This window comes from Xanthomonas sp. Leaf148 (assembly GCF_001423585.1).
Classification (GTDB): Bacteria; Pseudomonadota; Gammaproteobacteria; order Xanthomonadales; family Xanthomonadaceae; genus Xanthomonas.
The window spans coordinates 357,285-380,903 of record NZ_LMOP01000009.1 but is presented as its reverse complement, the minus strand read 5'-3'; the positions used below and the strand labels follow the sequence as shown (position 1 = coordinate 380,903).

The window sequence follows — 23,619 nt, the reverse complement described above, 5'->3', positions numbered from 1 at the left end:
GTCAGGGGACAAGAAGAACGCATGGCATGATCGCTGCTGGGGAAAGTGCGAATCTTGCACCGTGACGCTGCGCATCGCCAGCCACGGCCCGGTTTGCCCTCAGCTTGCAGACTGCTGCACCATGGGCAGCCCGCTCTCTAACTGCAGGTTTCCGTATGACTCGACGCGTCTTGCGCACACTGCTGTGCACCCTCGCACTGCTGTCCAGCCAGGCCATCGCACAGGCCCATCAGACTCCACACACCGCGCCCGCGGTGCCCGCGCAGGTGTCCAACGCGGCCTGGGAAGACGATATGCAGCGCTTTGCCGCCAGCGATGCGCGCCAGCCGCCGCCCAAGCATGGCATCGTGTTTGTCGGTAGTTCGTCGATCCGTTTCTGGGACACGCTGGCGCAGGATTTCCCCGGCAAACCGGTGATCAATCGGGGCTTCGGCGGCTCGGAGGTGCGTGACAGCACCTGGTACGCCGACCGCATCGTGATTCCGTATGCGCCACGCCAGGTGCTGCTGTATGCCGGCGATAACGATCTCAACAGCGGCCGCACGCCCGAGCAGGTCCGCGATGACGTGATGGCGTTCGTTGCGCGCATTCGGCGAGACCTGCCCGATACGCGCATCAGTTATCTGTCGATCAAACCCAGTCCCTCGCGTGCGCAGTTGCTGCCGTCCGTCATCGCCGCCAATCGCCTGATCAAGGACGCACTTGCGCCGCTGCCGCGCGTGGATTTTGTGGATGTCTACACGCCCATGCTCGATGCCAAGGGCAAGCCGCGCCCTGCGCTGTTTCGCGAGGACATGCTGCACATGACTGCAGACGGCTATGCCCTCTGGCGCAAGGCCGTGGCGCCGGTGTTGGAGCAAAAATAAGGATCAGCGAAGCGATCTGGTGGAACAGCTCATGCCGACGCTATCGAACGGCGACAACGCGCCTGGCAAGCACCACCCGACCTACGCCACCACCACCGCCACCGAGGTCCCTAGACCTGCCTCGCTGTGCAGCTCGATCCGCCAACCGAAGCGGTCGCAAAGACGCCGTACGATCGACAAGCCCAGACCGGTGCCCTGCGGGCGCGTAGGGTCGGCACGAAAGAACGGCTCGAACGCGCGCGCGCGCGCCTCTTCGCTCATGCCGATGCCGGTATCGCGCACCACGATGCGGTCCTGGCTGACTTCCACTTCGATGCTGCCGGTGTCGGTGTAGGCGCAGGCGTTGCGCAGCAGATTGCTGAGCACCACCCGCATCACCCGCGGCGGCGCGAACATCTGCAGGCTGCCGTCGCCGATCATCCGCAGCGATACCGGCTTGTCGCCGAGTAACTCGCGGGCGCTTTCGACTTCTTCGCCCGCCAGTTCGGCCGCATCGAAGGTCTCGCTTTGCGGATCGATCTCCGCTTCGCGCGCCAGGATCAGGAACGCGTCGATCACCGCTTCCATGTCGCGGCCGGCGCGCTGGATGCGGCGCAGGCTGCGCTGGGTGCGTTGCGACAGCTCGTCGTCGGCCAGCGCCATGTCGCTGGCCACACGAATCACGGTCAACGGCGTGCGCAATTCATGACTGGCATCGCGGGTGAAGTTGCGCTCGCGCGCGACGTGGTCGCTGACCTTTTGCCCGAGCGTGTGCAAGGCCGCAGCCAATTGCCGCGTTTCTCCCTGCAGTTCCGCAGGCAGCCGCTCGGGCGCCAGTTCGTCCACATCGGGGTTGCGTGGATCCCACTGCGAAACGCGCCGCGCCAGCCAGCTGATCGGCGACACCAGGCGCTTGGAAACCCGGTAAGTAAACCAGGACACCCCGTAGATTCCCAACAACACCACGATCGCCGGCACCACGCCAAACCACAGCGTCAGGTGGGCCGCGCGTGCGCGCGGAAACACCAGATACAACCGGCCTTCGGGGCGTTGATCGACATACACCAGCGCATCGGCTGCGGCAACTTCGCTAAAGCCGGGCGACAACCGCTGCAGCACGCGCGGTGCCGTGTCCCGGCCGGCACCGGCAGGCGAGAAATACCCTTGAATATTGCGTGTATCCGGCGGCGGATGATCCGGCGCGCTGCGCTGCATGCGCCAGAAGTGCACTGCCTCGTCGGCGAGCACAGTGCGCACCAGGCTGTACTTGATCACGAAGGAAATCAGATACCCGCCCAGCACAATCGCCAAGCTCGCCAGCGCGACCTGCAGCAGGAAGGCGAGACGTATTTTTCGCGGGAGCCCGTGTGGCATTGCTGCATCCAGGGGAGAGCGCCGGATTATAGGCAACGCTTCCGTGAGTCCGTCGTGCAGCCAAACGGCAGCACGGGAGAACGAGCGGCGCGTGTGCGCCTACAGGATCGGCCGGCCGCCAGTCGGCAGCCGGCCGGCGACATCAGGCCATCGGTTGGGCGATGTCGGCAATGCGATAGCCGGCGCTCTGCACGGTATGCAGCAGCGGGCGGTCGAACGGCTTGTCGATGATCTTGCGCAGGTTGTACAGATGGCTGCGCAGGGTGTCCGAATCCGGCAACCCATTGCCCCAGATTTCGCGCTCGATTTCCTGGCGTGTCACCACGCGCGGCGATTCGCGCATCAGGATGGTGAGCAGGCGCAGGCCGATCGGCGAGAGCTGCAGCTCGGTGCCGGCACGGGTGGCGCGCATGCTGACCGGGTCGAGCACCAGGTCGGCGACCTTGAGCACTTCCGAGCCCACCTGACGACGCTCGCGGCGGATCAGGGCACGCAGGCGCGCTTCCAGTTCCTGAATCGCGAAAGGCTTTGTCAGGTAATCGTCGGCGCCAAAACCCAGGCCGGTGAGCTTGTCGTCAAGCGTGTCGCGGGCGGTCAGCATCAGCACCGGAGTGGACTTGCGTGCGTCGTTACGCAGACGGCGGCACACTTCGATCCCGTCCAGGCGTGGCAGCATGAGGTCCAGCACGACCACGTCGTAGCTGTTCTCGGCGGCCAGACGGTAACCGTCCAGTCCGTCCTGCGCATAGTCGACCTCGAAGCCACGGCCTTCCAGGTACTCGCCGATCATTTCGGAGATATTGCGGTTGTCTTCAACGACCAGCACGAGGCCGGACGTTTCCTTGGTCTGACGCATGGACTTTCCTCGGTCTTCAGCTTTGTGAAACATGCCGGATCGGCGGTGGAAAGCATGTGAAGACCAAATAACGTTACATGACGCGCCTGGTTCAGCGCGCCAGCAGCGGGCGCAGCGCGGGCCACACCGTTTCCAGCACCTTGGGCTGCGCCGCCGCGGTCGGATGCAGGCCGTCGGCCTGCATCAAGCCGGGCTGCAATGCGACCTTCTCCAGGAAGAACGGCACCAACGCGGTTTTGTACTGTTTAGACAGGTCGGCGTAGGCAGCTTTAAGGCGCTCGCGATAGGCCGGGCCGTAGTTCGGCGGCACATCGATGCCCAGCAACAGTACCTTGGCGCCGGCCTGCTGGCTAAGCTGGATCATCTTTTCCAGGTTGCCCTTGAGCTGGGCCGGGGTCAGCCCGCGCAGGGCATCGTTACCACCCAATTCGATCACCACGACGCCGGGGTGGTGCTTTTGCAGCAGGCCAGGCAACCGGGTCAGCGCGCCCGATGTGGTCTCGCCGCTGATGCTGGCATTGACGACCGGCGGTGGCGTCGCCATGTCACGTTTCAGGCGTTGGTCGAGCAAGGTGACCCAGCCGGACTGCACCGGGATGTTGTGCGCAGCGCTGAGGCTGTCGCCGACCACCAGGATCGGTGCGGTCGCAGCCGGACTTTTGGCAGAGGCAATTCCCGGCGCAAGCAGGGACAGTGTCAGCAGCCACAGGGCCAGCGCGCCATATCGCAGTGTTCTTTCACGCATTCGGAGATTCCTCATCGACAGTCTGGCCCCCCGCTCCAGCACCCGCACCGCCATCGACGTCCGCGAGGTCGGCAAATCCGTCAGTGGACCGGAGGGAACACTTCACATCCTCGACAACGTCAGCTTGACGGTCAGTGAAGGCGACAGCATCGCCATCGTTGGGGCGTCCGGTTCGGGCAAGACCACCCTGCTCGGCCTGCTCGCCGGGCTGGACCTGCCCACCCGCGGCAGCATTGCGCTGTCTGGCCAGGACCTGGGCCAGCTCGACGAAGAAGCGCGCGCAGCCTTGCGCGCCCGCGAGGTCGGCTTCGTGTTCCAGAGCTTTCATCTATTGCCGGCGCTCACCGCCGAGGAAAACATCGCGCTGCCACTGGAACTGGCCGGGCGCGAAGATCCGGCGCGAGTGCGTGAAGTGCTGGAGGCAGTCGGCCTGAGCGCACGTGCGCGGCATTACCCGCGCCAGCTGTCCGGCGGCGAGCAGCAGCGCGTGGCGCTGGCGCGCGCGTTCGTGGCCAAGCCGCGCATTCTGTTTGCCGACGAGCCTACCGGTAGCCTGGACCAAACCACCGGCGCGCAGATCAGCGACCTGTTGTTCGCGCTCAACGCCACCAGCGACACCACCCTGGTGCTGGTGACCCACGACATGACCCTGGCGCAGCGCTGCCATCACATCTACCGCATCGACAGCGGCCGTTTGCACGCACAGACCGGCCCGACCGCATGAACGTACTGCGGCAGGCCGCGCGTGCGGTACGGCGGGAATTTCTGGCAGGCGACCTGCTGACCGTGTTCGCCGCGTTGGTGCTTGGCGTGGCGGTGATGACTGCAGTGGGGACCCTGGTGGACCGGGTGACCCTGGCGCTGACCTCCAGCGCGGCCGAAGTGCTGGGCGGCGATCTGGGTGTCACCGGACGCCAGGAGATCCCTGCCAACTTCACCGACGAGGCGCAGCGACGTGGGCTGCAGAACACGCGCATGGTCAGCTTTCCGAGCGTGTTGTTTCATGGCGAGGCCAGCCAGATGGCCAACATCCGCGGCGTGGGTCCCGGCTATCCGCTGCGCGGTCAGTTGCTGGTCTCCAAAGGCAGTAGCGACCCGGAAGGCACCCCCGCCACCGCACCGCCGCCGGGCCAGGCCTATGCCGACCCGCGGCTGCTGGAAGCCCTGGGCCTGCGCGTAGGCGAACAGCTGGAATTCGGCGCCGGCCATCTGACCATTACCGGCGTGCTGCGCGCCGAGCCGGATGCCTCCGGCGAATTGATGCAGCTGTCGCCGCCGCTGCTGGTCAATCGCACCGACATCGAGGGCGCCGGCCTGCTGGGCCCGGGCAGTCGCGCCTCGTACCGGTTGATGTTTGCCGGTGCGCCGAACGCGATCGCCGACCTGCGCGCGTGGCTCAAGCCCCGCGCCAGCGAGTACCGCCTGGTCGGCATCGAAGACACCCAGCGCGGCATGCGCGCCGCGTTCGATCGCGCCGGGCGTTTCCTGGCCCTGTCGGCATTGCTGGCGGTGTTGCTGTCCGGCGTGGCCACCGCACTGGCGGCCAACCGCTTTGCGATGCGGCGCATCGACACCGTGGCGGTGCTGCGCTGCCTGGGCGCAAAACAGCGCGACATCCTGGCGATGCTGTCGCTGCAATTGCTGTTGACCGCCATCCCGGCCTGCCTGGTCGGCATTGGCTTAGGCATGCTGGCGCAGGAAGGCCTGGTGCAGGCGCTGGGCAGCCTGATCCCGAACCGGCTGCCGCTGCCGCAGGCCACCCCTGCGCTGGCGGGTGCAGGCATCGGCCTGGTACTGCTGCTGGGCTTCGGCCTGCCACCACTGCTACGACTGCGCAACGTGCCGCCAATGCGCGTGCTCAACCGCAGCTTTGCCGCGGTGCCGCCGAGTTCGTTGTTGGTGTATGCGGCCGCGTTGGCCGCCACACTGGCGCTCACCGTGTATGCCACCGGCAACCTGGTGCTGGCCGGCTGGGTGTTGGGCGGCCTAGCCGCGCTGGCGGTGGTGGCGATGCTGCTGGGGCTGGGATTGTTGACGTTGCTGCGGCCGATCCAGCACCGCCTGCGCGGGGCCTGGAAGCTGGGCCTGGCCTCGCTGACGCGCCGACGCGGGTTGAGCGTGGTGCAGTTGGTCGGCCTGTCGCTGTCGCTGTGCGCGCTGTTATTGCTGGCGGTGGTCGGCCCCGGCCTGCTTGGTCAATGGCGCGACCGCTTGCCTGCGGACACGCCCAACTATTTCCTGATGAACATCCAGCCCGAGCAGACCGAGCCGGTGCTACAGACCTTGCGCGGCCTGGGCGTGGACAACGCGGCGGTGGAGCCGTTTTCCACCGGGCGGCTGATCGCGATCAACGACAAGCCGCCGGTGCGCGGCGACCGCGACCCGCAGGACGATGGCGATGGCGAAAACCGCCCGGTTAATTTTTCCTGGCGGCATGCGTTTCCGCCGGCCAACACCTTGTTGCAAGGCAAATTCTGGAGCGCCGACAGCAAGCAGGCCGAGGCGTCGGTGGAAGAAGGCTGGGCACAGCGCTATCAGCTCAAACTCGGCGACCGCATCACCTTGTTGCTGGGCGAACAACAGCGCAGCTTCACCGTTACCAGCATCCGCAAGGCCGATTGGGATTCGTTCCGGGTCAACTTCTTCCTGCTGCTCAACCAGGGCGCGGTAGGCGATGCGCCGTACAACCTGATTTCCGCCTTTCATCTGCCACCCGGCAATGCACCCAAGTTGGCATCGCTGAGCCGCGACTACCCCAATATTTCGGTCTTGGATATCGACGCGATTCTCGGCCGCGTGCGCGAGGTAATCGACCAGGTGGCGCAAGCCGTGCAACTGGTGATGGGCTTCAGCCTGCTGGCCGGCGTGCTGGTACTGCTGGCCGCGTTGCAGGCCACGGCAGGCGAGCGCCGCTACGACAGCGCGGTGCTGCGTACCTTGGGCGCACGGCGCGGGCAGCTGCGTGGCGCGGTGTTGGTGGAATTCGGCGCATTGGGGCTGCTGGCCGCGGGCCTTGCGGTGACGGCTGCCGCCGTCATCGGCGCGGTGGTCGGGCAGCAGGCGTTCGACATCGCACTTGCGCCGGATTGGCCGCGGTTGCTACTGGGCGGCGCATTCGGGTTGGCGTTGAGCCTGTTGGCGGGCTGGTCGGGCACCCGACGCATTCTGTCCACGCCACCTGCGTTGGCGCTGCGCACGGAGTAAGGCCCGCCATAGACGCGGCCAAGTGTTGGCGAATGGCCGCGTGCTGCGACGCGAAATGCGCTGCATGACCCACTGTCATGCAGCGCTGTGTCTTCGGCAGCGATCGGCATCGCCTGTGTCGCAACGCATATACCTGCAGCGCATAAGCACCTTGCCAATCGTACGTTCGCAGCCGCGGCACGACTGCCTAGAGTGACCAGTCCGGTCGCCGTTCGGGCGGCCTTTAGCTGTCGTCGAGGTGCCACCGTCATGGCCAGCGTGAGTTCTGCAGCGCGCGTGCAATCGCCGCGCAACGATGCCGCCGCCGTGCAGACGTCCGGCGTGCGAATCGTGCCATTCGATGCGCCACTGGGTGCGGAAGTCATCGGGCTGGATCTGTCGCAGCCGCTGGATGCCGCCACCTTTGCGCGCATCCATCAGGCACATCTGGACCACCACGTACTGGTGTTCCGCGATCAGCGCATCACGCCTGCGCAGCAGGTGGATTTCAGCCGTCGTTTCGGGCCATTGCAGATTCATGTGTTGCGCAATTTCCAGCTGCCCGGGCATCCGGAAGTGCTGGTGGTGTCCAACATCAAGGAGAACGGTGAGCCGATCGGACTGGGCGATGCCGGGCATTACTGGCACTCGGATCTGTCCTACAAGGAAACGCCCAGTCTGGGCTCGCTGCTGCATGCGCAGGAACTGCCCAGCGACGGCGGCGACACGCTGTTCGCCAATCAGCATCTGGCCTGGCAAACGCTGCCCGAGCCGCTCAAGCGCCGCGTGCAGGACCTGCGTGCCGAACATAGTTATCTCGCCAAGTACGAAGCGCTGCGCGCACGCAACCCGTGGCGCCCGGCGCTGACGCCCGAACAGATTGCCGAAGTAAAGCCGGTGCAGCACCCCATCGTGCGGACGCACCCGGAAACCGGGCAAAAAGCGCTGTTTGTCAGCGAACACTTCACCACCCGTGTCGTCGGCTTGCCCGACAACGAAAGTGCTGCGTTGCTGCAGACATTGTTCGAACACAGTACCCGCGATGCATTCGTCTACCGGCATCAATGGCAGGCGCACGACATGGTGTTCTGGGACAACCGCTCGGTGATGCATTTGGCCGCCGGCACGCCCGACCACCTGCGCCGTCGACTCAACCGCACCACCATCGAAGGCGACGCGCCGTTCTGAGCGTGCGCCTGTCCCCTCCTCCCCCTTTCGACTGGAGCGCCGCATGCGTTTGACCGTCACTTCTCACGCACCTTCGCAGCGCCGCACAGTCTCAAGGCGCGTCGCGGCGTTGCTGCTGGCAGCACTGCCGTTGCTGCTGAGCGCCACCGCGCAGGCAGAAGGAAAACTGCGCATCGCCAAGCAGTTCGGCATCGTCTACTTGCTGCTGGATGTGGCACAGGACCAGAAGCTGATCGAGCAGCAAGGCAAGGCCGTTGGCGTGGACATCGATGTGCAGTTCCTGCAGTTGTCCGGCGGCGCGGCGGTCAACGATGCCCTGCTCACTGGTTCGATCGATATTGCAGGCGCAGGCGTCGGGCCGTTGTTCACCATCTGGGACCGCACCCGTGGTCGGCAGAATGTGCGCGGTGTGGCCTCGCTGGGCAATTTTCCGTATTACCTGATCAGCAACAACCCGCGCATCAAGAGCATCGGCGACTTCACGCCGCAGGACCGTATTGCGGTGCCCGCCACCGGCGTGTCGGTGCAATCGCGCTTTCTGCAGCATGCCTCGCAACAACGCTGGGGCGACAAGGGCACCCATCAGCTGGACCCACTGCAGGTGGCATTGCCGCACCCGGATGCCGCCGCAGCGATCATCCGTGGCCGCACCGAAATCACCGCACATTTCGCCAGCCCGCCGTTTCAGGAACAGGAACTGGCGCGCAACCCGGCCGCGCATATCGTGACCAGCTCCTATGACATCGAAGGCGGACCGTCGTCGGCCACGGTGTTGTACGCCACCGAAAAATTCCGCCGCGATAATCCCAAGACCTATCGCGCCGTTGTCGCCGCACTGGATCAGGCGGCGAAATTCGTCACCGCGCATCCGGAACAGGCGGCGGATATCTTCCTGCGTCGCAACGGTTCGAGCATCGACCGTGCATTGGTCTTGCAGATTCTCAAGGACCCCAAGGTGCAATTCACCGTGGCGCCGCAGAACACGCTGAAGCTAGGCAAGTTCATGCAGCACAGCGGGGCGATCAAGCAGGCGCCTGCCAAGGTGGGCGATTACTTCTTCGATGATCCGCTGATTGCAGGCGGGAGCTGAGCGATGAGCACACCGTTGCTGCAAGTCGATCATGTCAGCCTGGAATACGCGTCCGCGCAGCGCGTGGTGCGCGCGACGCATCGGGTGCGCTTCGATGTGCATGAAGCAGATCGTTTTGTGCTGCTTGGGCCGTCGGGATGCGGCAAGTCCACTTTGCTCAAGGCGGTGGCCGGCTTTGTCAGTCCGCGCGAAGGACAGATCCGTCTGGACGGGCGCGCAGTGACCGGACCGGGGCCGGATCGAGTGGTGGTATTCCAGGAGTTCGATCAACTGGCACCGTGGAAGACCGTGCGCGAGAACGTGATCTTCGGCCTGCGCGCAGCGCGCAAACTCAGTCGCGCCGAAGCGCGCGAGCGTGCCGACGAAAGTCTGTCGCAGGTCGGGTTGAGCGCTTTTGCCGAGGCCTACCCGCACACCTTGTCCGGTGGCATGAAGCAACGCGTTGCCATTGCACGTGCACTGGCGATGCGCCCGCGTGTGCTGCTGATGGACGAGCCGTTCGCCGCCCTCGATGCATTGACGCGTTCGCGCATGCAGGAGCAGGTGCTGGAGCTGTGGGAGCAGTTGCGCTTCACGCTGTTGTTTGTCACCCACTCCATCGAAGAAGCGCTGGTGGTCGGCAACCGTGTGTTGCTGCTGTCGCCGCACCCAGGCCAGGTACGCGCCGAACTCAACGCGCACGCGTTTGGCCCGCATAGCGCCGGCAGCGTGGCGTTTCAACAGACCGCGCAGCGCATTCACCGCTTGCTGTTCGACCTGCCAGACGCCACGCTCGACAACGACAAGGTGGCGCCTTTGCGTCGCCCGGCCATACGTCAACGCGAGGCGCTGCCATGAGCCGCAGCCCTGCCGCCAGGCTGCCACCGCTCCCGCCGGTGCGCGCCGAGTACGAACTGACCGTCCAGCCGCTGGACCCCGCACTGATCGCCACAGCCGCGCCCGCGCGCTGGCAGGCGCCGCCGTGGCTGCGCAAGGCGCTGGTGCTGGCGGTGCTGGTGGCGGTGTGGGAGATCGCTGCGCGCGTGGTCGGCGACGATCTGATGTTGCCCAGCGCATGGCAGACCGCACGCGCGTTTTACGAGGGGTTGCTGTCGGGAGAATTGCTGCGCCGCGTAGGTGCGTCGCTAAAGGTGCTGGCGCAGGGCTATGTGCTCGGCGTGGTGCTGGCTTTTGTGTTGACCGCCCTGGCTGCCTCCACACGCTGGGGCCGCGATGTGCTGGGCACGCTGACGGCGATGTTCAACCCGTTGCCGGCCATTGCGCTGTTGCCGCTGGCCTTGCTGTGGTTCGGGCTGGGCACCGGCAGCCTGGTGTTCGTGCTGGTGCATTCGGTGCTGTGGCCGCTGGCGCTGACCACCTACGCCGGCTTCCAGGCGGTGCCTGAGACCCTGCGCATGGCCGGCCGCAACTACGGCTTGCGTGGTCCACGCTATGTGGCGCAGTTGCTGATCCCGGCCGCGCTGCCGGCGATCCTGTCCGGCCTGAAGATCGGTTGGGCATTCGCCTGGCGCACCCTGATCGCAGCGGAGCTGGTGTTCGGCGCCACCTCCGGCCAGGGCGGCCTGGGCTGGTACATCTTCCAGAACCGCAACGAGCTGTACACCGACAAGGTGTTCGCCGGCCTGGCCATGGTGATCGTACTGGGCCTGCTGGTGGAAGGCGTGGTGTTCCAGGCCATCGAACGGCTCACCGTGCGTCGCTGGGGTATGCAGCGCTAGCAGGGTGAGCGTGGGAGCCGCGACGTAAGGCGAGTCGTTTTGCATGGTCCTGCTGCAGACCAGCGTTTCGCACAGGCCTCCGACCGCCTTAGCCTGCGCCCGGTGCATCGAAACGGTCGCGTGCGCTTAACGGCGCTGGCTTATGCTGCCGGCCCCTTTCCTGCCGTCCGCCGTCATGCCCACGACCGCCTTCACTGCGTACCTGTACCCAATCCTGCTGCTGCTCGCCAGCAACGTGTTCATGACCTTCGCCTGGTACGGGCATCTGAAGTACAAAAGCACGCCGCTGATGATCGCGATTCTGGTCAGCTGGGGTATCGCGTTTTTCGAATACTGCCTGCAGGTCCCGGGTAACCGCATGGGCAGCGCGGTGTATTCGGCGCCGCAGCTCAAGGGCATGCAGGAAGTGATCACGTTGCTGGTATTCGCCGGCTTCTCGACCTTCTACCTGGGCCAGTCGCTGAAGTGGAATCACTGGGCCGCGTTCGGCCTGATCCTGGTGGCGGCATTTTTGATGTTCAAGGAATAACGTCTGTCTTGCCCGTAGGAGCGCACCCGGGCGCGACGGGCATTACCAGGAAGACCACATCGCGCCCGGGTGCGCTCCTACGACGTTCTCGTGCGTCATTCATCGATTCGACACGAGGTGATCACGCTGCTGGTATTCGCCGGCTTCTCGACCTTCTACCTGGGCCAGTCGCTGAAGTGGAATCACTGGGCCGCATTCGGCCTGATCCTGGTGGCGGCATTTTTGATGTTCAAGGAATAACGTCCGTTTCGCGCGTAGGAGCGCACCTGGGCGCGACGGGCATTACCAGGAAAGCCACGTCGCGCCCGGGTGCGCTCCTACGACGTTCTTGTGCGTCATTCATCGGCTCGACACTAGGTGATCAGGTTGCTGGTACTTGCCGCCTTCTCGACTTTACGTCGCTGAAGTGCACTCACTAGGCCGCGTTCGACCTGATCCTGGTGGCGGCATTTTTGATGTTCAAGGAATAACCGCCGCATTGCCCGTAGGAGCGCACCCGGGCGCGACGGGCATTACCAGGAAACCCCCGTCGCGCCCGGGTGCGCTCCTACGATAGCCGGTGGTTAGTTCGCAGGTTCAACCCACTGCGCGAAGACCGCGTCGAGTTGCGCGTCCTTGACCGGCTTGCCCTTCTGCACGGTGTCGGCCTGTTCGAACATCGGCATGATCATCGCCATGCCATCGGGTTTGGTTTTCAGATGCAGGCCCGGTGGCGTGTCCAGGAATGCGGCCCAGCGCGTGCGCACTTTGGCCCAGTAGCCTTGCGTGCCCTTCCAGTAGGCGTAGGCCGGAGCGAAGTCGACCTCGCTGGTCTTGCGGTAATCGTTGAAGCCGAACTCACGTGCGATGGCCTGCTGACTTCCATCGGGCTTGCGCAGCACCTTGGTGTTGAACTGTTCGTGCGTCCAGCCGTTAGGCGTGAGCGTGTGGCGATTGATCACCGACAGCGCGTTGTAGTCGCTGCGCTTGGTGTATTCGCGGCGCGGTAACGGGCGCCAGCTCAGATCGCTGGTCCAGGTCGGGTGACCATCGGCGTAGTCCCAGCGTCCGGTGCCGCAATAACGCGGCGCATCGCTCACCTCGAACACGCATTGCGTCCATGCACCTGTAGTCGTCATCGCCGGCACTGCGCGCACCCGCCAGGTCTGGTCGGAGGTGAACTCGAAACGCTGCGGCGCTTGGTAGACCCAATCCTGCCGCCAGTGCTTGGTCACATGCTTGGTCTTTTCATCCACCAGCAAATGTTGCAACACGATCTTGTGTGGCGTGTCTTCCACCACGATCACCACTTCGTTGGCAGCGCTGCGCATCGCCGATGCGCGCTCGTAACCGGGCTTGAGCAACACGGTTTCGTCGAAGGCGAAATCCACCGCGTATTCGCCCTGCATCGCCAAAATGCTCTGGCGATCGCGTTCGGGCTCTGCGGCCGCAGTGGCGACCACCGGCAACAGGCTCAGCATCACTGCAGGGAAATACGGAAACAATCGGCTCATCGGAATTCTCGGTCGTGGTCGTGGGAACGTCAGCGGCGCAAGCGCAGCAGCGACGTGGTCATGTCGGTGGGATCGGTACCGCGTGAGGTGGCCTGCGCAGCGCGCGAGGCGGCAGCGCGTGCGCAGCAGCAATCGTCCACTGCCACACGTCCGTCGATGCCTTCTTCGCGGGCCAAGCGCGCGGCGACGTCCGCGCCCAGCGCAGACACGGTCGCAAGATTGGCAGCCAGCGGCTGCTGGCGGTTGGCAGTGGACTGCAGGCGCAGTGCGCTCAAGCGCCAGCTCTCACCGCGCAGGCGTCCGGCCAGACGACGCCATAAGCGTTCGCCGACGCCCAGGCCGTGCGTCTCCGTCGGCAGTGGCGGCAAGCGCGAGACCAGGCGATCCCAACTCAAGAAATCGCTGTCCGGCAACAGATACAGCCGCCAGCAGCATTGGCCGTCGGCACCGAAGAACCAGATGCTTTCGCGCACGCCATCGCTGTCCACCTGGCGCGAGGCGGCGGCATCGACGGCGTGCTGCCAGCCATCGAGTTCATTGCCCAGCACGGGACGGTACAGGCATAGCACCGTGCCCAGCGCCGATAACTGCGGTGCGCGCGGCAATGCGGCGCGGTCGGCACGTGCAGCCGAGGACAACGGGAGTGAGCGGGCGATAGGCATGGCGGCTACCAACTCACCGCCAGGCTGACCGATGCCGTGCGTCCGGCGCCGGTGAACCGATCCAGCACCGTGTTGCTGGCCAGCGTGCCGTTGGGCAGCGCATTCCAGTCCACGTAGCGGCGGTCGGCCAAATTAAAGATGCCTGCAGTGACCTTGGCGCCGGGTGCGAATTCCCAATGGCCCATCAAGTCCAGCGTGGCGTAGCCGGCCGGCGTGTAGTAGCTGTCCAGCTGCGGCCGGCGCTTGCGTGCGACAAAGGTGCCGATCAATTCCGCACCCCAAGCATCGCTGTCGAAGGCGACGCCCAGCGAGCCGCGCAACGGGTCGACCGAATTCAGCGGCGTGTCGTCGGTGAGATTGTCGCCTTCCGAATAGGCCGCCGCGCTGTTCAACGACCAACCCTGCCAGCCGGCCAGCGCGCCCAGATCCAGCCCGCCGCGCGCTTCGGCGCCCTTGATCACCACATCGTCGACATTGCGCGACTGGAACAGCAGTAAACCCTCCGCGTTGACGCCAGCCGGCGCATACGATTCGATGAAGTTTCGATAGTCGGTGTAGTACACGCTCACCCCCAGATAGCCGACGGCATCGTTGAAGCGCAGCCCCAACTCGCCGCCGCGACTGGTCTCCGATTTCAACTCAGGGTTGGCGATGGCGGTGTAGCGCGCCTGCAGATTGGTAAAGCCGATATTGACATCGTTGTACGGCGGCGCGCGAAAGCCGTGCGCATAGTTGGCATACGCAGACCAGGCTTGCGAGAACCGCCACACCGCGCCGAATTTTGGCGACACCTGCGTCTGGTCGATGGTTGCCACCGCCACGCCGGGATTGTCTTCGCGAAAGATGTCATCCAGTTGCGGCGCAAGACGGAAGTAATCCACGCGCACGCCTGGAGTCAGCGACAACCTGCCATCCAGTAGCTCGATTTCGTCCTGCGCATACAGACCGAGCTTGGTGGTTTCGCTCTTGGGGAAATCACGCACCGGGAACACGTCCTGGCCAACGCGGTTGGTGATCGCGCCACTGGCCAGATTCACCGAATACCCATCGCGCTTGGCGCGCGTGTCGGTCCAGGTGCCGTCCAGGCCGTAGGTGATGTCGTGGGTCAGCGCCGCGGTTTCGATGCGCTTGTGCGCATTGACCAGCAACCCGTACACGCGCTGGTCGAAAGTGTGTTCGTTGTGGCGGCGCGTGTTGTTGCCACGCAACTCGTCGGTGCGTTGCAGGCTGTCGCTGTCCTGGCGATAGAGTTGCCATTGCAGATCGTCGGCGAGCGCCGCGTCCAGCGCGTCCAGCTCGTGCCGCAGCGACACCCGCGCGCGAGTCTGATGATCGCGGCCGTCCTGCGACAGAATGCGCAGCGATGGCGTGGTCACACGCGGGTCGATGCCGCTCAACGCTTCGATGCTGCCATAGTCCTCGTTACCTTCGACAGTGAGCTTGAAACGCTGCTGCGCGTTCGGTGCGTACACCAGTTTGGCCAGCATGCTGCGCCCGTCGATGGTCTGCGGATTGGCCGCGGTGCGCGTGAAATCGCGACTGCGGTTGTCGCCCTGGTTTTGCGCTTCCTGCCCCTGGCGATGTGCTACGGCCACCATGCCGCTCCAGCGCTCGCCGCCGAATGCGGCGGTCGCACCAGCAAACAAGCCGTTCCAGTCGCCTTCGTAACCGAACTTCAGCCCGACATAGCTGCGCTTATCGGCGCTCAGATAATCCGACGGATCCTTGGTGACAAACGCCACCACGCCACCCAGCGCATCGGAGCCGTACAGCGAGCTGGCCGGCCCACGGACGACCTCTACCCGCTTGAGCGTTTCGAGGTCGACAAAATTGCGGTTGGCATTGAGGTAGCTGCCGAAGGCAAAGGTGTCCGACACCGGCACGTTGTCCACCAGGATCGCGACGCGGTTGCCATCCAGCCCACGAATGCGAATACCGCTGGCGCCGGCAAAGCGACCACTGTTGCTGGTCACCGACACCCCGGGGGTGTAGCGGAACAGGTCCTTGAGTTCGCGCACCAGCTGGTTATCCAGTTGTTCGCGGTCGATCACATCCACCGTGGCCGGCACATCGATCAGTGCGCGCTGAGTGCGCGTGGCGGTGACCTGCAGGCGATCGAAGTCGTGCACCTCACGCGCAGCATCGCCGCCGGCGTCTGAGTCGGCAGCATGGGCACACAACGGAACAGCAGGCAGCGCAAGCGACAGCGCGACCACCAGCGGATGCAGGCGAATCATCTAGGAACCTTTGTGGGAGCCCCCCGGCAGCGCACGCTGCGGCATGCCGCATGCGGCAACCGGGGGTGGAGAGGTCAGCGGTGGGCAGCGGCGGCGTGCCCACATCGGTCGTGTTGTGCGGATGCCGGTCGGCACGGCCGCACTGCGCAGCGCAACGTCGGCTGCGAACACGCAATCACTGCGTGGCGCGCCTGGAGCGGTTGCGCGACGCGTCTGCCTCAGGGCCGCGGCCGGACGACCCGCATCGGGTCGCCCGCGTCGGCTCGGCAGGACTTACTTGGTCAAAATGAGCTTGTCGTTGCTGGTATGGCGCAGGCGATAAACGCGGTCGCCATGCTGGATCAGCACTTCGCGACGGCCCTTGAGCAGTGCCTCGCTGCTGATGAGGTCTTCGGCAGGCACAACACGCGGCACGGCACGGTCGCGCAGGTTGACCGGTTCGGAGCGGAGCAGCACGGGATGAGCGGTCATGATCTGGTTCTCCAGTCGGTTGGCCAGACAAATAATAACCATTCTCATTTAATGATCAAGAGCCATTCTCATTTGCGGCTCTCGATCTTTGCATTGCTTTGCATCTTTCGATTGACCCAACCAATCGTTAGCGGCGCATCGCTCAACGCGTCGCCGCGTCCACCCGCTCCCAACCCGCGGCATCCACCTGCACCAAGGTTTCCAGCGCCCCCAGGTTTTCTTCCAGTTGAGAGACCCGGCTCGCGCCCAGGATCACGGTGGACACATGCGGGTTGCGCAGGCACCAGGCGATGGCCAGCCGCGCCGGAGACTGCCCGAGCTCGGCAGCCACCGCGCAAAACGCGCGGGCCCGCTCGAGACGGCGCGACTCCGGTGTGCCCAGCACTTCGTCCTGCAGCCAGGCGTTCTCCGGCTGGCCCAGGCGGCTGTCGGCCTCCACGCCGCCGTTGTATTTGCCGGTTAACAAGCCCGACGCCAGCGGCGACCAGATGGTGGTCCCCAGCCCGGCCTCGCACAGTGGCGCGTACTCGCGCTCCAGCCGCTGCCGGTGCAGCAAGTTGTACTGCGGCTGCTCCATCGCCGGCGCATGCAGGTGTTCCTGCTCGGCGATGGCGATGGCCGCACGCAACTGCTCGGCGCTCCACTCGGAGGTGCCCCAGTACAGCACCTTGCCCTGGCGGATCAGCGCGTCCATCGCACGCACGGTTTCCTGGATCGGCGTGTCCGGGTCGGGCCGGTGGCAGAAATACAAATCCAGATAGTCCACACGCAAGCGCTTGAGCGCCGCGTGGCAGGCGTCGGTGACGTGCTTGCGCGAGAGCCCGCGCTGGGTCGGGCGCGGGCTGTCCACCGCACCGAAGAACACCTTGCTCGACACGCAGTAGCCATCGCGCGGCAGGCGCAGATCGCCGATCACATCGCCCATCACCTCTTCGGCGCGGCCACGTGCGTAGACCTCGGCGTTGTCGAAAAAATTGATGCCGTTGTCCCAGGCGGCGGCGATCAGGTTGCGCGCCTCGCCGCGCCCGATCTGCTTGCCGAAGGTCACCCAGGCCCCGAACGACACGGCCGATAGCTGCAGCCCGGTGGAACCCAGACGACGGTAAAGCATGGCGAACTCCTGCGACCTCCGGGGCACCTGCCCCGGACCGGCTTGCGCAGTTTACCGGGCCGGGTGCCCGCGCAACCCTGTGCCGGCCTTCTGAATGCCGCTCGCCTTGCCCGCCGACACCCCCTGCTCTAGGCTTCATCGTTTTGCCGTTGGCAGCCCGGGGAATGGAATGGTCGAAGGTTTAGGAAGGATCGGTTTCGGCCTGTTCGGTCTGGCGGTGCTCATCGGCATCACCTGGCTGTTTTCGACCAACCGCCGCGCGATCGACTGGAAGCTGGTCGGCACCGGCCTGTTGCTGCAGATCTCGTTCGCCTCGCTGGTGCTGCTGGTGCCGGGCGGGCGCGACGTGTTCGACTCGCTGGGCAAGGGCTTTGTGAAGGTGCTGAGCTTCGTCAATGAAGGCTCCACCTTCATTTTCGGCAGCCTGATGAACATCGAAAGCTACGGCTTTATCTTTGCGTTTCAGGTGCTGCCCACCATCATCTTCTTCTCCGCGCTGATGGGCGTGCTGTACCACCTGGGCGTGATGCAGGTGGTGGTGCGTGCGATGGCCTGGGCGATCACCAAGGTGATGCGCGTGTCTGGCGCAGAAACCACCAGCGTCTGCGCCAGCGTCTTCATCGGCCAGACCGAGGCGCCGCTGACGGTGCGCCCGTACATCCCCAAGATGACCCAGTCCGAATTGCTGACGATGATGATCGGCGGCATGGCACATATCGCCGGCGGCGTGCTGGCCGCGTACGTAGGCATGCTCGGCGGCAGCGATCCTGCGCAGCAGGCGTTCTACGCCAAGCATCTGCTGGCCGCCAGCATCATGGCCGCGCCGGCCACCCTGGTGGTCGCCAAGCTGCTGGTGCCGGAAACCGGCACGCCGCTGACCCGCGGCACGGTCAAGATGGAAGTGGAAAAAACCACCAGCAACATCATCGATGCGGCTGCGGCCGGCGCCGGCGATGGCTTGCGCCTGGCGCTGAACATCGGCGCGATGCTGCTGGCTTTCATTGCGCTGATCGCCTTGATCAACGCACCGCTGACCTGGCTGGGCGAGGTGACTGGCGCCGCTGCAGCGCTGGGCCGGCCGACCAACCTGTCGACGATCTTCGGTTACGTGCTGGCGCCGATCGCCTGGGTGATCGGCACGCCGTGGGTGGACGCCACCACGGTCGGGTCGCTGATCGGCCAGAAAGTGGTGATCAACGAGTTCGTCGCCTACAGCGAGCTGTCGCGGATCGTGAAGGGCGAAGTGCCGGGCGTGGGCCTGAGCGACGAAGGCCGCCTGATTGCCACGTATGCCCTGTGCGGCTTTGCCAACTTCAGCTCGATCGCGATCCAGATCGGCGGCATTGGCGGGCTGGCGCCGGAACGTCGTCACGATCTGGCCAAATTCGGCCTGCGTGCGGTGCTCGGCGGTTCGATCGCCACCTTCATGACCGCTACCATTGCAGGCGTGCTCTCGCACTTCGGTTGAGGCGGCGCGGGTTCATCGGCGTCACGGTCTAATCGCCGGACGCCACGTTTCTTCAAGTCATTCAAGCAAGCAGGTATTTATGAGTTCGGTCGTCGTTGTCGGGTCTTTCAATGTCGATCACGTGTGGCGCTGCGATGTGCTGCCTGCGCCGGGTGCCACCATCGCCGGCCGCTACAGCACCGGCCCGGGTGGCAAAGGGTTCAATCAGGCGGTCGCGGCCGCACGTGCCGGCGCCAAGACGCACTTTCTGTGCGCGCTGGGCGACGATGCCGGCGGCGCGCTGGCGCGCTCGCTGGCGGCGCACGACGGCTTTACGCTGATCGCCGAACCGAGCAATGAACCCACCGGCACCGGCGGCATCTATGTCGACGGCCACGGGCGCAACACGATTGTGATCGGCGCCGGCGCCAACTCGGTGCTGAGCCCCGGTTTTGTCGAGAACCAGCGCGCGCTGGTCGCCTCGGCACGCGTGCTGCTGGCGCAGCTGGAATCGCCGGCCGAGACGATCGAGTCGGCGCTGGCGCTGGCGCGCGAATGCGGTGTGCTGACCGTGCTCAATGCCGCGCCGGCCAACGCCCCGACCTCGATCGGCCTGCTCAAGCTGGCGGATGTGTTGACCCCCAACGAAACCGAATTCGCCGCGCTGCTCGGCCGCCACGTCGGCGAGCGCATCAACGCCGACGATGTCGCGGCGCTGGACGGCAACACGCTGCATTCGCTGTGCCGCAAGTTGTTGCCGGGCGGCACCGTGGTGGTGACGTTGGGCGCGGTGGGCGCCTTCATCTCGCACGCCGAAGAACAGCTGCGCGGCGACACCGCCGCGCATTACCGCGTGGGCGCAGAAAGCGCGCAGACGGTGGACACCACCGGTGCCGGCGACGCCTTCAATGGTGCGTTGGTGGCCTCGCTGGCGCAGTCGCCGGGCGCCAGCTTCATCACCCACGTGCGCTTTGCCACCCGCTACGCAGCGCGCTCCACCGAAGTGGAAGGTGCGGCCGCGTCGATGCCGCGACTGCTGCCGGACGCCGGCTAACTGCCTGCGCCTGTGGCGGCATCGGTTTGCGTTCACTCGCCCCGCCACGCCATAACTGACCGCCCGTCGCCGCGACGGGCATGCATTACGACAAGGAGTGTTCGATGCGTCGTTGTTCCCTGATCCCGTTGGTTGCGCTGTGCGCCCTGCTTGTCCCGCTGTCGGCCGCTGCGCAGCGCTGCGACTGGAACGGTACTGCCAGCGATGCCGACCGCGCGGCGGTGACCGTGTCTGCAGACAGCCTGCAACAGGCGATCGCACCGCACTACGACGATGCCGAGCAGGAAGACGGCGCCGCGCTGGCGCGCACGCTGCTGCAGCGTGCGCAGTCGCCGCAGCTGCCGGGCAAGCTGGACGGCCGCTGGAAGGTGCGCTCGATCCAGGTCGACCAGCGGTTCGCCTATGCCTACCCGTACTTCAAGGCCGAGATCAGCCGCGATGCCTGCGGCTATCGTTTCAGCAAGGTCAGCGGCTCGCAGCGCCGCAGCGGCACGCTGTATCCGCTGGCCAAGGACAGCCGCGAGTTCGCATTCCTTGGTGCCAGCACGGTCAACGACGAACCGGAAGGCCGCTACGCGCCCGGTAACATCTCCGACGGCACCAACGGCAACAGCGTCGGCCGCTTGGTCGCACTGGGACCGGACGAACTACTGCTGATCCTGGACGGCGGCGCCAAGGGCTTCGAGCTATATCAGCTGATCCGCTGATCCGCTGATCCTGGAATGTTCGGCTCGGTCGCCTCCGCGCGATCCGGCGGGCGCATGCGCTGACTTGCTGCAGCCTGGGTCCGCACTTGCGACCGCACGCACCCCTCCGGCGACGCCCGAGTTGGCAGCAGCGGCAACCGCAGCGACAATGCCCGCATGCAGATCGGCCCCTACTCCATCGCCCCCAAGGTGATCCTCGCGCCCATGGCGGGCGTCACCGACAAGCCGTTCCGGCTGCTGTGCAAGCGGCTGGGTGCCGGGCTGGCGGTGTCGGAGATGACCATTTCCGATCCGCGCTTCTGGGGCACGCGTAAGTCGCTGCATCGCATGGACCATGCCGGTGAGCCGGACCCGATCAGCGTGCAGATCGCCGGTACCGAGCCGCAGCAGCTGGCCGAGGCGGCGCGCTACAACGTGGACCATGGCGCGCAGCTGATCGACATCAATATGGGCTGCCCGGCCAAGAAGGTCTGCAATGCCTGGGCGGGCTCGGCGTTGATGCGCGACGAGGCGTTGGTGGCGCGGATCCTGCGCGCAGTGGTGCAGGCGGTGGATGTGCCGGTGACGCTGAAGATCCGCACCGGCTGGGATTGCGACCATCGCAACGGCCCGACCATCGCACGCATCGCGCAGGAGTGCGGCATCGCTGCGCTGGCGGTGCACGGACGCACCCGCGACCAGCAGTACACCGGCAGCGCCGAGTACGCGACGATTGCGCAGATCAAGGCCGCGTTGGAGATCCCGGTGATCGCCAACGGCGATATCGATTCGCCGCAGAAGGCGGCGCAGGTACTGCGCGAGACCGGCGTGGATGCGGTGATGATCGGCCGTGCCGCGCAGGGGCGGCCGTGGATCTTCGGCGAGGTGGCGCATTACCTGGCAACCGGCACGCTGCTGCCGGCGCCGACGTTGTCCTTCGTCCGCGACACCCTGCTCGACCATCTACACGCGCTGCACGCGTTTTACGGCCAACCGCAGGGCGTGCGCATCGCGCGCAAGCATCTGGGCTGGTACGCCAAGGATCACCCGCAAAGCGCCGACTTCCGCGCGGTGGTCAATCGCGCCGAAACGCCCGAAGCGCAGCTGGCGCTGACCCGCGATTACTTCGACGCCCTGATTGCCGGCGTCGCGCCGCCGCTGCCGAACGCCGCCTGAGCTATCCCGGCTGTGCTCGCACGCGTGCCTGCACGCTGCGTGCGCCGCGTGCTGCCATCCGCTGCGCGCCATGGCGTGAAGTCGCTAACCAACCTGGCGCGCAGGCGTCAGCTGGGTGAAGACGGCGCGCTCAAGCGGAGTGCGAGCGCTACATGCCACAACGAACACGTGTGCACCGCCCGCCTGGCGGCTGCGCAGTCGTTTTGTGAGCGACTCTTATTGCGTCGACGCTGCCGGCGTAGCCACCGGCGTATCGACCTGTTCCAGATCGCCGGTCAGCGCCGTGCCGGCCGGCGCATGCCAGATGCGGTGCCACATCTGCGCCAGCACCGCACCGATCTGATCGCGTGCCACCGGCGCGCGATAGGCCGCCTGGACCTGGCGCGGGACGATGGGCTGCCACTGGCCACCGTCGCGATGCGCCACCACGAAGTTGAAGTTGTAGTCCGGCTCCAGGCCCATGCGCAGATCGCTGAGCATCAAATCGTCGTCGACCAGGCGTGCACGCATGAAGCCGCGATTGAACCAGGTCAACCGGCGCACCGAATCGAATGCCGCCACTTCGCCCAGTGCCTGGGTATTGCTGGAAAACCCACGGAACTGCATCGGTCCGGTGTCGGCCACCAGCGAACGCTCGCCGATCACATAGCCATTCGGCGTCATCGCCACCACCCGCCACAGCAAGGTGTTGAGCGGCATCGGCACCGAGAAGCGTGGCGCATCGGACAGCCCCATCGCCGCCAGCGCGCGGTCGGCTTCCTGATCGACCAAATGCTTGGCGATCAGCGACCAGCCCAGATAGGCCGAACTTGCCACCAGCCCGATCACCAGCACGTGCTGCGCCAGCGGGCGCGCGCGGGCGAACCAGGCAACCGCGCAAGCCAGCAGCAGCCATAGCGTGTACGCCGGGTCGATGATGAAGACGCTCGACCACATGGTCGGATGCGGCTGCAGCGGCCACCACAGCTGGGTGCCGTACACGGTGAAGGCGTCCAGCAGCGGATGGGTGATCAAGGCCAGCTGGATCGCCCAGAACCAGCGCGTGGGTGCGCTGGCCACGCGCCCGTTGCCGTAGCGCCGGAACAGCCACCAGATCAGCCAGCCGACCAGCGGCAGCACGAACAGCGAATGGCTCACGCTGCGATGCACGGTCATCAGGGTGACCGGGTCGTCGGTCAGCGTCAGCAGCGCCAGCGCATCGAGGTCGGGCAAAGTGCCCAGGGCCGCGCCGGCCAACAACGCGGCACGCCGCTGTCCGGGCGGCGCAATGGCAGCGGCGATTGCGCCACCAAGAACGATCTGGGTCAGGGAATCCATCGCCAGATGCTAGCAGGCCCGACATGCACGGATAGGCATCGACCCACGCGCTTTCGGTCGGCACACACCTGCGTCTGCGCAGGTGTGTCTTGAAGAGACACGCCGGGGCGACCAGCATCGCATCGCAGCAGCAGGCACGCTGCGCTGCTGCAGTGGATAGGCGTATGCAAGCGCGGCCTGGACGAGCGGCAGCCGTTCGTAGGGAACGCTACGGGCCTATCGCGGCAGATGCGCAGGAAGGCCCTCGACCTGCTACATGGCGACCCCGCGCCATTGACCCTCTGCTAGCTGGAGCAGACCGAGAAAGAGATGTATCGGCGTCACGGCCAACGCGACAGCGACAGCGACAGCGACAGCGCGACAGCAGCCTGCGCAACAACGACCTGGCGCGGATGGTCCACCGTTGGGAAGTTCCGCCCCCGGTAGAGACCGGGGCG

Annotated in this window: 21 protein-coding genes and 1 pseudogene; 13 read left to right on the top strand and 9 right to left on the bottom strand. The window is 65.6% G+C overall.

What is annotated here, in order from left to right:
- The first annotated feature begins 155 nt into the window (after positions 1–155).
- Positions 156–866: an SGNH/GDSL hydrolase family protein gene (locus ASF90_RS13835; RefSeq protein ID WP_055851085.1), complete on the top strand. Its 711-nt coding sequence runs from the start codon at positions 156–158 to the stop codon at positions 864–866.
- A gap of 81 nt (positions 867–947) precedes the next feature.
- Here ASF90_RS13835 and ASF90_RS13830 read toward each other — a convergent pair whose 3' ends face one another.
- The 3 genes from ASF90_RS13830 to ASF90_RS13820 form a co-directional block, all read right to left on the bottom strand.
- Positions 948–2,219, bottom strand: coding sequence for a HAMP domain-containing sensor histidine kinase (locus tag ASF90_RS13830; protein ID WP_055851081.1), 1,272 nt, complete (start codon positions 2,217–2,219; stop codon positions 948–950).
- A gap of 142 nt (positions 2,220–2,361) precedes the next feature.
- The gene (locus tag ASF90_RS13825) at positions 2,362–3,075 is read right to left on the bottom strand and encodes a response regulator transcription factor (protein WP_002811889.1); all 714 of its coding nucleotides are present in this window, start codon (positions 3,073–3,075) and stop codon (positions 2,362–2,364) included.
- Positions 3,076–3,166: 91 nt separating this feature from the next.
- Positions 3,167–3,835, bottom strand: coding sequence for an arylesterase (locus ASF90_RS13820; RefSeq protein WP_193552430.1), 669 nt, complete (start codon positions 3,833–3,835; stop codon positions 3,167–3,169).
- A gap of 91 nt (positions 3,836–3,926) precedes the next feature.
- Between ASF90_RS13820 and ASF90_RS13815 the strand changes: the two genes are divergently transcribed.
- The 8 genes and pseudogenes from ASF90_RS13815 to ASF90_RS23480 all read left to right on the top strand — a co-directional run.
- Entirely contained in the window at positions 3,927–4,544 is a 618-nt protein-coding gene (locus ASF90_RS13815; RefSeq protein WP_269079390.1) for an ATP-binding cassette domain-containing protein, read from the top strand.
- Positions 4,541–7,024 (top strand): FtsX-like permease family protein, encoded by a 2,484-nt coding sequence (locus tag ASF90_RS13810; protein ID WP_055851073.1) that lies wholly within the window; start codon positions 4,541–4,543, stop codon positions 7,022–7,024. Before ASF90_RS13815 ends, ASF90_RS13810 begins: the two co-directional genes overlap by 4 nt.
- 249 nt (positions 7,025–7,273) lie before the next feature.
- Positions 7,274–8,191, top strand: coding sequence for a TauD/TfdA family dioxygenase (locus ASF90_RS13805; RefSeq protein WP_055851070.1), 918 nt, complete (start codon positions 7,274–7,276; stop codon positions 8,189–8,191).
- A 43-nt stretch (positions 8,192–8,234) separates the two neighbouring features.
- A complete protein-coding gene (locus ASF90_RS13800; protein WP_055851065.1) occupies positions 8,235–9,281 on the top strand; it encodes an ABC transporter substrate-binding protein in 1,047 nt (348 codons plus the stop codon).
- A 3-nt stretch (positions 9,282–9,284) separates the two neighbouring features.
- Positions 9,285–10,118 (top strand): ABC transporter ATP-binding protein, encoded by an 834-nt coding sequence (locus ASF90_RS13795; RefSeq protein ID WP_055851062.1) that lies wholly within the window; start codon positions 9,285–9,287, stop codon positions 10,116–10,118.
- Positions 10,115–10,999, top strand: a complete 885-nt coding sequence (locus ASF90_RS13790) for an ABC transporter permease (RefSeq protein ID WP_055851058.1) — start codon at positions 10,115–10,117, stop codon at positions 10,997–10,999. Before ASF90_RS13795 ends, ASF90_RS13790 begins: the two co-directional genes overlap by 4 nt.
- A gap of 175 nt (positions 11,000–11,174) precedes the next feature.
- Positions 11,175–11,528: a DMT family protein gene (locus ASF90_RS13785; RefSeq protein WP_055851451.1), complete on the top strand. Its 354-nt coding sequence runs from the start codon at positions 11,175–11,177 to the stop codon at positions 11,526–11,528.
- Between the two features lie 114 nt (positions 11,529–11,642).
- Positions 11,643–11,768: pseudogene (locus ASF90_RS23480) on the top strand (DMT family protein); the annotation flags it as partial.
- A gap of 323 nt (positions 11,769–12,091) precedes the next feature.
- Here the strand turns inward: ASF90_RS23480 and ASF90_RS13780 are convergent.
- The 5 genes from ASF90_RS13780 to ASF90_RS13760 all read right to left on the bottom strand — a co-directional run bounded on the left by ASF90_RS13780 (position 12,092) and on the right by ASF90_RS13760 (position 17,502).
- Positions 12,092–13,021 carry a DUF6607 family protein gene (locus ASF90_RS13780; protein ID WP_055851054.1) on the bottom strand — a complete coding sequence of 310 codons (930 nt, stop codon included), beginning with the start codon at positions 13,019–13,021 and terminating at the stop codon, positions 12,092–12,094.
- 29 nt (positions 13,022–13,050) lie between these two features.
- A complete protein-coding gene (locus ASF90_RS13775; protein ID WP_055851051.1) occupies positions 13,051–13,683 on the bottom strand; it encodes a hypothetical protein in 633 nt (210 codons plus the stop codon).
- 5 nt (positions 13,684–13,688) lie between these two features.
- Positions 13,689–15,920: a TonB-dependent hemoglobin/transferrin/lactoferrin family receptor gene (locus ASF90_RS13770; protein WP_055851048.1), complete on the bottom strand. Its 2,232-nt coding sequence runs from the start codon at positions 15,918–15,920 to the stop codon at positions 13,689–13,691.
- Between the two features lie 273 nt (positions 15,921–16,193).
- Positions 16,194–16,433, bottom strand: a complete 240-nt coding sequence (locus ASF90_RS13765; protein ID WP_005991480.1) for a hemin uptake protein HemP — start codon at positions 16,431–16,433, stop codon at positions 16,194–16,196.
- A gap of 100 nt (positions 16,434–16,533) precedes the next feature.
- Entirely contained in the window at positions 16,534–17,502 is a 969-nt protein-coding gene (locus ASF90_RS13760; RefSeq protein WP_055851043.1) for an aldo/keto reductase, read from the bottom strand.
- Between the two features lie 169 nt (positions 17,503–17,671).
- Here ASF90_RS13760 and ASF90_RS13755 point away from each other — a divergent pair, with 169 nt between their 5' ends.
- The 4 genes from ASF90_RS13755 to dusB all read left to right on the top strand — a co-directional run bounded on the left by ASF90_RS13755 (position 17,672) and on the right by dusB (position 21,865).
- Positions 17,672–18,970 carry a nucleoside transporter C-terminal domain-containing protein gene (locus tag ASF90_RS13755; RefSeq protein ID WP_055851040.1) on the top strand — a complete coding sequence of 433 codons (1,299 nt, stop codon included), beginning with the start codon at positions 17,672–17,674 and terminating at the stop codon, positions 18,968–18,970.
- Between the two features lie 79 nt (positions 18,971–19,049).
- Positions 19,050–20,003 (top strand): ribokinase, encoded by a 954-nt coding sequence (locus tag ASF90_RS13750; RefSeq protein ID WP_055851035.1) that lies wholly within the window; start codon positions 19,050–19,052, stop codon positions 20,001–20,003.
- Between the two features lie 104 nt (positions 20,004–20,107).
- Positions 20,108–20,710 (top strand): DUF4893 domain-containing protein, encoded by a 603-nt coding sequence (locus ASF90_RS13745; protein WP_055851030.1) that lies wholly within the window; start codon positions 20,108–20,110, stop codon positions 20,708–20,710.
- 156 nt (positions 20,711–20,866) lie between these two features.
- On the top strand, positions 20,867–21,865 hold the full coding sequence (gene dusB / locus ASF90_RS13740; RefSeq protein WP_055851027.1) for a tRNA dihydrouridine synthase DusB: 999 nt from the start codon (positions 20,867–20,869) through the stop codon (positions 21,863–21,865).
- Positions 21,866–22,081: 216 nt separating this feature from the next.
- Here the strand turns inward: dusB and ASF90_RS13735 are convergent, their stop codons facing one another.
- Entirely contained in the window at positions 22,082–23,182 is a 1,101-nt protein-coding gene (locus tag ASF90_RS13735) for a metal-dependent hydrolase (RefSeq protein WP_055851023.1), read from the bottom strand.
- Between the last annotated feature and the right edge of the window lie 437 nt (positions 23,183–23,619).